The organism is Nonomuraea sp. NPDC001684, assembly GCF_053596515.1.
The window spans coordinates 1-12,404 of record NZ_JBSFGJ010000279.1; the positions used below are offsets into that span (position 1 = coordinate 1).

General features: G+C 71.8%; 9 protein-coding genes. 6 read left to right on the forward strand and 3 right to left on the reverse strand.

Translation table 11 applies throughout. From position 1 onward, the window contains the following. Positions 1 to 48 precede the first annotated feature (48 nt). From ACWCSD_RS35020 to ACWCSD_RS35040, 5 genes are all read left to right on the forward strand, one after another. Complete coding sequence (locus ACWCSD_RS35020; RefSeq protein WP_358298048.1) at positions 49 to 585, forward strand: hypothetical protein; 537 nt, start codon at positions 49 to 51, stop codon at positions 583 to 585. A gap of 77 nt (positions 586 to 662) precedes the next feature. Beyond that, on the forward strand, positions 663 to 1,256 hold the full coding sequence (locus ACWCSD_RS35025; protein WP_449921401.1) for an RICIN domain-containing protein: 594 nt from the start codon (positions 663 to 665) through the stop codon (positions 1,254 to 1,256). Then, entirely contained in the window at positions 1,253 to 2,263 is a 1,011-nt protein-coding gene (locus ACWCSD_RS35030; RefSeq protein WP_397159608.1) for a hypothetical protein, read from the forward strand. Before ACWCSD_RS35025 ends, ACWCSD_RS35030 begins: the two co-directional genes overlap by 4 nt. A 37-nt stretch (positions 2,264 to 2,300) precedes the next feature. After that, positions 2,301 to 4,688, forward strand: coding sequence for a S8 family peptidase (locus ACWCSD_RS35035; protein WP_449921404.1), 2,388 nt, complete (start codon positions 2,301 to 2,303; stop codon positions 4,686 to 4,688). Between the two features lie 53 nt (positions 4,689 to 4,741). Next, positions 4,742 to 8,488 carry an SGNH/GDSL hydrolase family protein gene (locus ACWCSD_RS35040; protein ID WP_449921407.1) on the forward strand — a complete coding sequence of 1,249 codons (3,747 nt, stop codon included), beginning with the start codon at positions 4,742 to 4,744 and terminating at the stop codon, positions 8,486 to 8,488. Positions 8,489 to 8,563: 75 nt separating this feature from the next. Here ACWCSD_RS35040 and ACWCSD_RS35045 read toward each other — a convergent pair whose 3' ends face one another. After that, positions 8,564 to 9,580 (reverse strand): nuclear transport factor 2 family protein, encoded by a 1,017-nt coding sequence (locus tag ACWCSD_RS35045; RefSeq protein WP_449921410.1) that lies wholly within the window; start codon positions 9,578 to 9,580, stop codon positions 8,564 to 8,566. Between the two features lie 182 nt (positions 9,581 to 9,762). On the opposite strand from ACWCSD_RS35045, the gene ACWCSD_RS35050 reads away from it, so the two are divergent. Continuing rightward, positions 9,763 to 11,358 (forward strand): sensor histidine kinase, encoded by a 1,596-nt coding sequence (locus tag ACWCSD_RS35050; RefSeq protein WP_449921412.1) that lies wholly within the window; start codon positions 9,763 to 9,765, stop codon positions 11,356 to 11,358. A 104-nt stretch (positions 11,359 to 11,462) separates the two neighbouring features. Here ACWCSD_RS35050 and ACWCSD_RS35055 read toward each other — a convergent pair whose 3' ends face one another. Both ACWCSD_RS35055 and ACWCSD_RS35060 read right to left on the reverse strand, forming a co-directional pair. Continuing rightward, positions 11,463 to 11,780 (reverse strand): alpha/beta fold hydrolase, encoded by a 318-nt coding sequence (locus tag ACWCSD_RS35055; protein ID WP_449921414.1) that lies wholly within the window; start codon positions 11,778 to 11,780, stop codon positions 11,463 to 11,465. Positions 11,781 to 11,861: 81 nt separating this feature from the next. Continuing rightward, a partial coding sequence (locus tag ACWCSD_RS35060) for a hypothetical protein (RefSeq protein ID WP_449921416.1) occupies positions 11,862 to 12,404 on the reverse strand: 543 nt, incomplete at its 5' end.

Genomic DNA, 12,404 nt, shown 5'->3' on the forward strand with positions numbered 1-12,404 from the left:
GCTCGCACGTCGAGGCGCGGCATCCAGCCCTCCGAAAGGTGACAACACGTGAAAGCAGTACGAGTCGCTTCCGCCCTGGTACTCGGCGTGGCCGCCGCCGCTCTTCTCACCACGCCGCCCGCGCTGGCCCACTCGCCCCAGCCGTCGCCGACCCCGTCCCGCGAGCCGGCGACCGACGACGGCGACGTGATCATCTCGGAGGAGGTCCACGCGGCGGGACTGATCAACTACTCCTGCGGGCCCAACTACGACCCCTACGACTACTACCCCGCCAAGGGCGACAGGTCCCGGCTGGAGTACGTGGCCGGGACCTCCCGCGGCGGGGCGGGCCTCTACAGCGGTACGTGGAACTCCAGCATCTGGTGGGCCTGGGGCAGCGGCCTGCGATCGGGCGACAAGGTCTCGCTCGACTGGTCCGACACCGGCGGCTCGTCCTACCACGCCTGCCACAAGACGATCCCCAGCGGCGCGAGCAGCGGGACCACGGGCGGCGTCAACGAGGTGACCGGCCGCTACTTCAGGGCCTGCGTGAAGGGCGGCAGCAGCTGGAGGTGCACGAGATGGTGGCACGTCCAGGGTTCGTGAGCAGCCGCCGCCGGCCGGTGCGTCCCCGTGCCGGCCGGAACCCCTCGCACCTTCCGCGCAGAAGGGAGATCCACCCGATGAAAGGCTCTCGTCCCGCCGTCCGCACGGCCACGCGGGCCACGGTGACGGTCGTCGCCGCGGTCGCGACCGTGGCGGCCGTCCTCCCCGCCGCCGCGCACGCGGACGGCACATACCGCTGGCAGAACGAATACACGCGCCAGTACCTGGAGGTCTACCAGAAATCGAAGGCCAATGGCGGCATCGTCTCCGTCTGGCGCTACAACGGCGGCAAGAACCAGTTGTGGAAGGACACCAAGACCAGCGCCGGCTATTACCGCGTGCGCAACGTGAACAGCGGCAAATCGATGGACCGCTGGAACTCCACCTTCACCCCCGACTACAACGGCGCCGCGTGCCCGGTCACGCAATGGAGCTGGTGGGGCGGCGCCCAGCAGCAGTGGAAGGGCCGCAGCGTCTACAGCCGCATCTACAGCCGGCGATTTCTCATTTGGTACAACTGGCAGGGCTGCCGGGGCGACGGATGGCACGACACCCTGGGCGTGCTGCAGCCCTTCCATTATTCCAACGTCATTCTCTACTCGCGCGAATACTGCACCGAGGGCAGATGGATCGGCAAGGGCGAGTGCTTCTGGAGGAGGAACGGCAAATGAGAAAGGGCACACCACCGCTGCTGGCCGCCGGGGCCGTCCTGCTGACCATCGGGATCACCGCGGTCAACCTCCAGCCGGCGGCGTACAGCTCGGCCGCCTCCCCGACCCTCGACCCCGACCCGCTGCCCACCACGGGCGAGGTGCTGCCGGTTCCCGGGCCCACGGGGACGCTCGGGCCGGAGCCGTCCCCGATCCCGGAGCCGGCGCTCACCGCCGTCCCGTCGGATCCGGGGCTGCCGATGCCGCTCGATCCGTACATGACGTCCATGGCCGACATCCACACCATCGACCTGGCCAAGGACGCCGCTACCGCCACGTGCATGCAGTCGCTCGGCTTCTCCGCCTGGACGGCGGGCGTCGTACGGAACTGGAACCCCGAGGACTACGTCGAGGCCGACCTGATCGAACCCCTCGACGCGACGGCGGCCTCCCGGTCCGGATACCCGAGGCCCGCGCTCGACCCGGCCGTGGCGGCCGCCGCCGCGGAGCCCGCCGACCAGCGCGCGCCCACGGCGGAGGAGATGGCGGCCTACGACGGCACCGCCGCCACGACCGGGCCGGGGGAGTCCATCCCCCAGGGCGGCTGCGCGACCAGCGGCGAGACCAGCGTCCTCGGCCAGGACCACGCGCTGGTCGCCGACCCCCGGCTGCTGGCCGACGACGCGAGCTTCCTCGCCCTGGAGCACACCGCCGTCGCACGGGCCCTGAACCAGTGGGTGAGCTGCATGACGGCCAAGGGGTACGCCTACGACAGCCCGATGAGCGCCCGCGCCGATCTGCGCTGGGCCGGCCGGGAGCCCGGTGTGGCCGCCACACAGGCGGAGAAGCAGGTCGCGGCCGACGACGCCGCCTGCGCGGACGGCGCCGGCCTGCTGCCGACGTACCGTGCGGCGAAGCGCGCCTACGAAGAGGTCATGGTCCGCGACCAGCGGCAGGCGCTGACCGAGTCGCTGTCCGTCTTCACCACCTGGGTGCGGCGTGCCAAGGCGGTACTGGCGGGCCAGTGATCCTGCCGAGGCACGTCCTTCGTCGAGCGGAGTGCACATGAAGCAACCCCTGGTCCGCCGCCTCATCACCGCGGCCGCCGTCATGACGGCCCTCATGACGGCCCTCGTCGCGGCGCCGCCCGAGCCGTCGCAGGCCGCCTCGGCGGCGGCGGCCGGCCCCCGCGTGGACCCCGGGCTGGCGGCGAAGCTGTCCGCGGGCGGCGAGGTCCGCGTGAACGTGGTGACGCGGGACCGCGCCGGCCTGTCCGCCGCGGCCGCCGCGGCCGGCTCCGGACGGGTGATCCAGACGCTGTCGCGATTACCGGTGCTCACCGTGCGCGCCGGCCGCGCGGAGGTGGACCGGCTGGCGGCCCAGCCGGGCGTGGTCAGCGTGTCGGAGGACGTGCCGGTCCCGCCCAGCCTCGCCGAGAGCGTGCCCCTCATCGGCGCGGACCGCACCCGGGAGGCGGGGCTGACCGGCGAGGGCAGCGCGGTGGCCGTCCTGGACTCGGGTGTCGCGGTTCACCATCCGTTCTTCGGCGGGCGCGTCGTGGCCGAGGCGTGCTTCTCGCCCAGCGACGCCGCCTACGGAGCCTCCAGCCTGTGCCCGGACGGCGCCGACCAGCAGGAAGGGCCCGGAGCGGCGGACGCCGACAGCGGGCCGTGCGCGTACCTCGACTGCGCCCACGGCACGCACGTGGCCGGGATCGTCGCCGGGCAGGAGACCGGCGACGCGGCGGGCGGGGTCGCTCCGGGGGCCGGCCTCGTCGCCGTTCAGGTCTACAGCAGGTTCGACTCCTTCTCCTACTGCGGGAGCGCCGGGCCGCCGTGCCTGCTGAGCTTCGTCAGCGCCCAGCTCGCGGGGATGGAGAAGGTCCTGGACCTGATCGACGAGGGCGTCCCGGTGGCCGCGGTCAACCTCAGCCTGGGCAGCGGCAGGTACACCTCCCCGTGCGACGACGATCCGCGCGGACCCGCGATCGACCGGCTGCTCGCCGCCGGGGCCCTCACGGTGGTGGCCGCGGGCAACAACGGCTACACCGACGCCGTCAGCGCCCCGGCCTGCGTCTCCTCCGCCGTCGCGGTGGGCAGCACCACCGACCAGGACGAGGTGTCCTCCTTCAGCAATCGCGGCCCGCTGCTGGACCTGTTCGCCCCCGGGACGGACATCGTCTCGTCGGTGCCGGGCGGCCGGTGGCAGTCCATGAGCGGCACGTCGATGGCCGCCCCGCACGTCGCCGGAGCTCTGGCGGTGCTGCGCCAGGCGCGTCCCGACGCCACGCCGGCCGAGATCGAGGCGGCGCTGAAGGACACCGGCAAGCCCATCGCCCACGGCGGCGGCAGCACTCCCCGCATCCAGCTCGACGAGGCCGCTCTCGGCTCCGCGGCCCGCCCCGGCCCGCACCAGCTCTTCCAGACCCGCACCCGTGTCCTCGGCAACGTCCAGATCAGCGCGAACTCGACGTTGACCGTCCCCCTCGCGGGCGTCGCCGGGCTCCCCGCCGACGGCATCGCCGCCGTCGCGGTCAACATCGCCGCCAAGGGCGACTTCTTCAACACCGGCTCGCTGGCCGTCTACCCCTCCGGCGAGCCCGAACCGAAGGGCGACGTGCTGTTCTACGACGCCGGCCGGTACGCCTCCACCATGGTCGTGGCGAAGGTCGGCGAGGACGGCGCGCTCAAGCTGGAGAACCGCAGCGGCCAGGCCGTCCGCGTCTATCTCGACGTGCACGGCTACACCCTCGACCACGCCGCGTCCGACGTCGGCGGCACCTACCACCCGGTGGCGCCGTCGCGGATCGCCGACCGGGCGCCGGTCGCGGCGCTGGGGAATCTCGAACTCACGACGCCCGGCCTGCCCTCCCCGCAGAGCGTCGCCCTGACGGTGCTGGTCAAGAGCGCATCCACCGGCACGATCCGGGTCTATCCCGCGGGGGACGCCTTCCCGGCCGACGCCAACGTGGACTACCCCGCCAACACCCCTGTGCAGTTCTTCACCATCGTCAGGCCCGGCGCCGACGGGAAGATCAATCTGCACAATCTGGGCGGCGGCGCGGCCGAGGTCTCGGTCGAGGTGAGCGGCTACTACACCGCCGCCGAACGGGCCTCACTCGTCAAGGCGATCGCCCCGGTCCGGGTCGGCGACGGCGTGACGGTCGCCGCCGGCGGCACGTACGTGCTGCGTCCCTCCGGCGGCGACATCCCCTCGGCGGGCGTCACGGCCGTCGGCGTCGCCGTCACCGCCACCGGGACGGCGAACGGCACGGTCGAGGTCGTCCCCTCCGGCAGCGCCACCGGCGTGCGGACGGTCGCGTACACGGCGGGCCGGAGCACCGTCGGCTTCGCCACGGCCGCGCTCCGCCCGGACGGCACGGTCGTGCTGAGGAACACCGGCACGTCCCCGGTCAAGATCTCGGTGGACGTCTACGCCTGCTTCACCGGCTGAGCCCCAGGTTCTGCGGTTCCGTCTGCCATCCGCCACCCCCCTTGGAGCCCGTCATGAACAGACCCACGATCAGAGCGCTCGGCATCGGCGCGGCCGCCGCGCTGCTCACGGCCGGGCTGACCGTTCCGGCGGGCGCGGCCGCTCCGCCGGACACCCCGCCGCCACAGGAGCCTTCCTCGTCGGTGGCCCCGGCCGAGCGGGACCGCGTGCTGGCCGCGGACTGGCGTACCTCGCCGGACCTCGCCTGGACCACCGAGGGCGACGCGACCGGCTTCCACCTGCTGACGGCCGAGGAACGCACCGGCTACACCTGGCGCACGCTGGCGACGCTGAGCGAGCCCGGCTTCGAGACCGACCGCTGGATCGGCAACGTCTGCTTCACCGCCTCCGGCAGGAAGGCGGTGGCCGTGTACGCGCCGCGCGCCTTCACCAACCAGGCGGACCTGTTCGACCGCGGCGCCTTCACCGCGCTCATCGACGTGCCCACCGGCAAGGTGACCAAGCTGCCGATCCACTCCTCGCTCGCCTACTTCAACCCCGGCTGCGGCCAGGGAGAGCGCAGCGTGATCACGCAGGCCAGGGGAGGGGACCAGCCGGGCGGCCCGCCGGCGCGCACCCGGCTGTCCGTGCTCGACGCGGCCTCGGGACGGATGGCCGCGCCCGTCGAGCAGGCCGGGCAGGTCACGTCCGCCATCCCCGTGAACGGCGGCATCGTGGCCGCCGCCGGCAGCAGCCTGCGGTTCCTTCCCGCGCGCGGGGAGCCGCGCGACCTCGCCAGGGCGGCGTCGGTGCCGTTCAGGCTGGCCGCCGACGCCGGCGGCGGCGTGGTGTTCATGGAGCACCAGGGGGACGTCGCCCGCGTGCGCCGCGTGCCCGTCGCCGGGGGCGAGGCGGCGGAGCTGGCCTCGGGGCCGCTCACCGAGGTCGACGTGCGCGCGGGCACGGGCGGGAAGGTGTTCCTCACCGGAAGCCTCACGACCGCGCGGCCGCTGCCCGCCTCGGTGACCCGCGTGGACGTCCCCGCCACGGCCCGGCTCTCCTCGCACGGGCGGCTGGCCGTCCTGCCGCAGACGCGGCCCTCGATGGGATCGGGCCGGGAGCCGTCCGCGGAGTGGGTGCGGTCGATGACGTCGCAGCGCCCCGACGAGCCCCAGGTCGTCCATCTGAAGACCAGGATCACGACCACCGGCAGGGAGACCGGTTTCACGGTACGGACCTCGGACGGCGTGCCCGACACCGGCACCGCCGCCGGCACCGGTGCCCTCGCGGTGACGGCCGCCACGTCGATGACCGGCACCGTCGACACCGGCGCCTACTGTTCCGTGCCGCGCAACGATCCGTACACGCAGGTGTACCAGCCGACGCCGCGCCAGGTGGAGTGGGCGGCGGACCAGGCGGTGGTCGGCAACCTGACGATGCTGCGCCCGACCGGCTGGAAGCAGTCGGGCCTGACGCAGTGGCGGCCGCAGGGCGAGTTCCCGCCGCTCTCCCTGGCGGGCGGCGGCCGGGTCCCGGTACAGGTGTTCCTCGGCATCATGTCGCAGGAGACGAACCTCTGGCAGGCCACCGGCCACGTGCTGCCGGGAAGCACCGGCAACCCGCTGATCGGCAACTACTACGGCCGTGAGCTCTACAACGACGACCCCTCCGACGACTGGGTGATCAACTGGGACAAGAGCGACTGCGGGTACGGCATCACCCAGATCACCGACGGCATGCGCAAGCAGGGCCACGAGCGTCCCTGCAAGCCGGACGAGAACTTCTGCGAGGTCGCGCTGCCCGCCTGGCAGCAGCGGGAGATCGCCGTCGACTACGCCACGAACATGGCCGCCGGCCTGCGCATCCTCCAGGACAAGTGGAACCAGACCCGCAACGCCGGGCTGATCCACAGCAACGGCGACTCGGCGTGGCTGGAGAACTGGATCTTCGCCATCTGGGCCTACAACTCGGGCTTCCACCCCGACCAGCACGACGGCTCGCCGTGGGGGGTGGGCTGGGCCAACAACCCCGCCAACCCCGTCTACCCGGCCAACCGCCACTTCTTCAACAGCAACCCGCACGACCCCGCGGAGCCGCAGCTGTGGCCGTACGAGGAGAAGGTCATCGGCTTCGCCGCCTACTCCATCTCCACCCCGGACGGCCCCGGTTTCCGTCCCGCCTGGTGGGTCAGCGTCGAGGACCGCAACGCCGCCAAGCCGCTCGTCTCGTCCTTCTGCGAGCCGGGCAAGAACGACTGCGACCCGGGCGACGCGGCCGCGCCGTGCAAGCACAAGGACGCCTCCGGCCAGTACGACCTGAAGTGCTGGTGGCACACCCCGACGTGGTACCGGATGTGCGGCAGCGGCGTGTGCGGCCACGAGCTGCTGCGCTTCGACACCTCCTATCCCGAGCAACCCGACGGCACCCACAACGCGCCCAACTGCTCGCTCAGCGGCATCCCGGCCAACGCCTACGTCGTGGACGACGTGCCGTCCTCGGTGCCGATCGTGCGCTCGGGCTGCAGCAGGACCTGGGGCAACTACGGCTCGTTCACGCTGTACTTCAACGAGACCGAGCCCGCGCCGTACGTCTCCAGAGTCGACTTCCACCAGCTCGGCGGCGGCTTCGGCGACCACTTCTGGTTCACCCACACCAGGGACGCCACCAACGCCGGCCAGCTCAAGTTCGGCGTCACCGGCATCTGGCGCCCGCCGAGCTCCATGACCGGGTGGACGCGCATCAAGGTGCACATCCCGGAGATCGGCGCGCACACCCAGCTCGCCGACTACGTCATCGATCCCGGCGGCAACGCCCCCACCCGGCACCGGGTCGTGGGCCAGTACTGGCAGAAGAACACCTGGGTGGACCTCGGCGTGTTCCACCTCGACTCGGGCGCCAGCGTGTCGCTCAGCAACCTGACCAGACGCGAGGAGGGCCGCAACTGGGACTGGGACATCGCCTTCGACGCCATGGCCTTCATCCCGACGACCAAGCCCAAGGTCGACTATGTGGGCCTCGGCGACTCCTACTCGGCCGGGCAGGGCAACGAGCCGTACGACGAGATCAGCAACTTCACCCTCGGCACCCGCGGCTCGACCTGCCACCGGTCCAAGGCCGACGCCTACGCGCGGATGATCAAATGGCCCGGCTCGTCCGCCACCATCGAGAGCGAGGCGCGCACCGGCAACGGCACCACCGGCTTCGCCCTGCTGGCCTGCTCGGGCGCCCAGACCAAGCACGTCGCGGGCGACGCGTACGCCAACGGCGAGCCGCCGCAGATCGACCAGGGCTACCTGGACGCCGACACCGATCTGGTGACCCTGTCGATCGGCGGCAACGACGCCGGCTTCTCCGACGTCATCAGCCGCTGCACCGTCGGCCTCAACTGCCGTGACGACAGCACCGAACGGGCCATCGCGGCGCTCGACGGCCCGCTCACCGACACCTTCACCAAGATCCACCAGAAGGCGCCGAACGCCCGCGTCATCGTCCTGGGCTACCCGCACCTGTTCAACGTGCAGAACGAGGCGCCGCTGACCTGCATCAGCTCCCTGCGCATCGGCCAGCTCGACGCCCTGTGGCTCAACGACATGACCGACCGGATGAACGCCGTCAGCGCGGCCGTCATCGCCCGCCTGCGCCAGCAGGGGGCCGACATCTCCTTCATCGACCCGGTGCCGGCCTTCACCGGCCACGCCATCTGCGACAACGACCCGTACGTGCGGGCGATCGACATCACCACCGACGGAGCCTCCTACCACCCCAACCCCGCGGGCCAGCGAGCGTACGCCGCGCTGGTGCAGTCCGCACTGAACGGCTGACCGGAAGGCGGCGGAACGCGTCGCCGGGCGGGCGCAGGCGGGGCCTGCGCCCGCCCCCTGATCAGGACCCGATGGCTACCGCAGCCTGCCGTACAGCTCGGCGATCCTGGCTTCGTCGGCGACGAGCGGCAGCTGGTCGAAGGTCAGGGTCCAGCCGTTCGAGACGCCGCCGGTGTCGTCGACGCGCTCGACGATGCCGAAGCTGATCGCGTCGGTCTGGCCCTTGGGCAGGAGCGTGCCGTGCCATTCCAGGTAGGTCGCGCCGTTCACCTTCACGGCCTGCCCCGGCTCCAGCCGGACGTCGCTGACCTGTGCGAAGAACCTGTTCAGGTAGGCGAGCTTGCCCTGGGTGGTGCGCAGCGTGCCGCCGTTCAGGCCGGGGGCGGACAGCGGCGCGCCGGTGAGCCGCGCCGCCAGGGCCTGCGCGTCCTCGTCGTTCCACGCCTTGGCGCGGGCGACGAGCTCGTCGGGGCCGAGGACCGGCCTGCGGACCTGGTCGGGGCTGCCGCCGTCGGCGACGCCGGCGAACAGGTCGGGCAGCTCGGGGGCGAGCGGCCTGAACAGGGTGTGCCGGTCGTAGTAGCGGCGGCCTTGCACGACCTTGCCGCCGTCGGTCAGCTGGACCCGGTAGACCGCGTCGTAGGCGACCTCGTGTCCCTTGACCGTGGCCTCGTTGCGCGCTTCGAACATCACGGCGGGACCGTTCACAGCGACGCGCGTGCCTCGGAACCGGAAGTCGGGGATCAGGCTGAGCGTTCCGCTGATCGACCTTCTGATGGCCTCCTCGCCCTGGAGCAGCGGGGTGCTCGCCTTCGCCGGTTCCCACAGCGTCGCGTCCTTGGACCAGATGTCGACATAGGCGCCCACCCGGTCAGGGGTGGTGACCTTGCCGAACGTGATCTGCCGCTTGACGAACGTGCAGGCGTTGGGCGACACCCAGCCGCTGATGGAGGAGACCTCCGCCCGCGCATCGGCGCAGCCGGCCGCTCGGTCCCAGCCTTCCTCAGTGGCCTGCGCCGGGCTCGCGATCGTGCACAACGCCATCACCGTGCCGACCGCGAGCCCCATCCCCGCCAACCGCGTCATCTTCATGACCAGCCCTTTCGATGTTCTTTCAGGTGACACCGAAATTAGGCCGATCCGCTGCGCGGCGAATCTGTCGACGTGACGGTAGTCGGGCGTTCGGCCGGCGCCGGCTCGACCGACCAGTAGGAGGAGGGGGTCTCCTCCTACAGGAGTATCGATCTCCGGAACCGCCTGGATACCGTTGACGCATGCGATGGCGTGGCAAGGCGCTGGATGTCCTGCTCGTGACGGCCGCCATCGGCTTCGACGTCCTGACCACCTGGCACACCTGGGGGACCGCGTCGGCGCCCGTGGTGATCTGCGGGGCCTTCTCCGTGCTGGCCGGGGCTCCCATGGGGTTCCTGCGGCGGTGGCCGGTGGCGGTGGCCGGCTACCTGGCGGGGCTGCTCGTCCTCACCGACCAGCTCGGCGCGTTCACCGTCAACACCGTGCAGATCCTGCTCCTGGCGGCCCTCGGCGTCGTCGCCCACCGGACGCGGCCGCTCACCGTGACCTGCTCGGCTCTGGTCGTGGGCGTGGCCACCGCGGTCAACCTGGCCGATCCCGCCCACCCCTTCACGGCCAACGCCTGGTGGTACTGCGCCGGAGCCGTCGTGCTGCCCGTCCTGATCGGCGTCTACCTGCGCGGCCCGGCCGGACGCCTGCCCAAGCGCGACGTCACTCCGGACGTGCTGCTGGCCGGCGGCGGGCTCACCCTGACCGTCCTGAACACCTGGACGGGCTGGGACACCGCCGGCGGGCCGGTCTGGGTGGCCGCGTCGGTGGTGGTGCTCGCGGGCCTGTCCCTGGGCGTCGCGCGGCGGCTGCCGGGGCTGGTGTTCGTCCTTCAGGTGGTCCTCATGCTGCTGGCCGACCGGTACTTCGAGGAGGCGACGGCCACCTGTGTCATGCTCGCCCTGGTCGCCGTGGGCGTGTTCGCCATGCGCGTGGCCTCCTGGCTCTGGACGTTCGTCGTCCACCTCGTCGCCGTCCTCGCCATCGCCGCCGTCACCGCCGCGCCGGCCGACGCCGGGTCGCAGCCGACGCGGGTCCTGGCGCTGATGACGCTCGTCGTGGCCCCCGTGGCGAGCGGCCGCTACCTGCGGGCCCGGCAGGCCGCGAACCAGGCGGAACGGCTGCGCCGTCGCGAGTCGCAACAGCGCGCCCTGGCTCAGGTGCGTGCCGACCAGCTGGCCGAGCGCGAGAGCATCGCCCGCGAGATGCACGACATCGTCGCCCACCACGTCGGCGCCATGGTCCTGCGCGCCGGCGCCGCCCGCTACGCCGACCCCGGCGGGCCCTCCAGCCAGGCGCTCACCGACATCCATGACGCCGGCCACCAGGTGCTCGAAGACCTCCGCGGCCTGCTCGACCTGCTGCGTGACCCCGACAAGCAGCCCGACCTGCTGGCCGACCCGGCCACCGTGATGCGCCGGTCGGCCGAACGCATGAGCGCGGCTGGGCTGCTCGTCGAGCTCGACATCGGCCCTGAAGTGGCGCGGGCGCCTCTGATGGCCCGCGCCTCGGCCGCCCGGATCGTCCAGGAGGGGCTCACCAACGTGCTCAAACACGCGGGGGCGGGCACCTGGGTGCGGGTGAGCCTCACCGCGGCCCCCGGCGGGCTGGCCGTCGAGGTGCGCAACGGCCGCCCAGCCGCCGCCGTGCTCAGCCTGCCCTCCTCCGGGCAAGGGCTGCGCGGCATGCGCGAACGCGCCCACGCACTCGGCGGCACCCTCACCGCCGGCCCGGCCGAGGACGGCGGCTGGCTGCTGACCGCCCTGCTGCCCACCAGGCACGCGGCGTGATCCACCCGGCCTGGACATCGGGCGAGCTCAGCGCCGAGCCTCTCTCCCGGTCGGCGTACAGACGGCGGCGAGCAAGGACCGCCTGGTCTGGTTGACCAGGCGGCTCAGCTCCTGCTCGGCCTCGGCGTCCGGCAGGTCGCCGTAGAGCGAGGTGCGTGGCCGGTCGATGAGGGGGAACAGGCCACTCGTGTCGTCGGGATGCCTCCGTAGGAGTGGGCGAGCAGCACGATCGGGCCTTCGACCGCGGCCAGTTCCGCGGCCAGCACGGCGGCGTCGTCGTGCATGCCCGCGGTGGGACGTTCGCCGGCGCTCGGAAGCGCGGGCGTGCGCGTGGCGTAGCCGAGCGCGTGCAGCTCAGGCTCAAGCCTCGTCCAGGTGCTCGGCCGGTGCCAGGCGCCGTGGACCAGCATCACGGTGGTCATGAAGGGACTCCTAGGCTCCTAGGTGGTCGATGGGGACATCGGGTGTGTCGTGCCAGGGCTTTCCGGCGATTGCCCAGGGCATCAGCATGTCCGATCCTGGGCGTCGGGCGCGCGGCCGAGCAGTCGCAGGATCTCGCCGGACAGAAGCTCGTCCGGGCCCTTGAGGGCGTCGGCGAGTTTCGTGTCGGTGCAGAAGATCATCTCTGCTGCGATCTTGTCCTGCACGATCCGGGCGACGTTGTCCAGGGCGACGGGGATCGGCTTGGAGGGGAGCTCGGCCGTGGATATGTCGATCAGGTGGGTGTCGGCCTGCGCCGGGTCCATGAACTTCTTGATGATGAGGGAGTTCTGGTTCAGGGAGGATGTGGTCCAGATCGTGAAGACGACGACGTACAGGCCCTTCCACGCGTTGTCGCCGAGTTGCCTGCGCCAGCGGGTCATGATGTCCGCGACGCCTTCGATCTGCACCTTGGACGCCCAGTACATGTTGGTGCGGATGTTCGGATACACGCTGCCCGAGTAGTCCTCGAAGGAATCCATGTCGAAGGAGCGGCTTCGTGTGGTGTGCGCGATGAATTCGCGTGACCTGTCGAGAATGTTCGCGCACGACTGCTGAAGACCAGG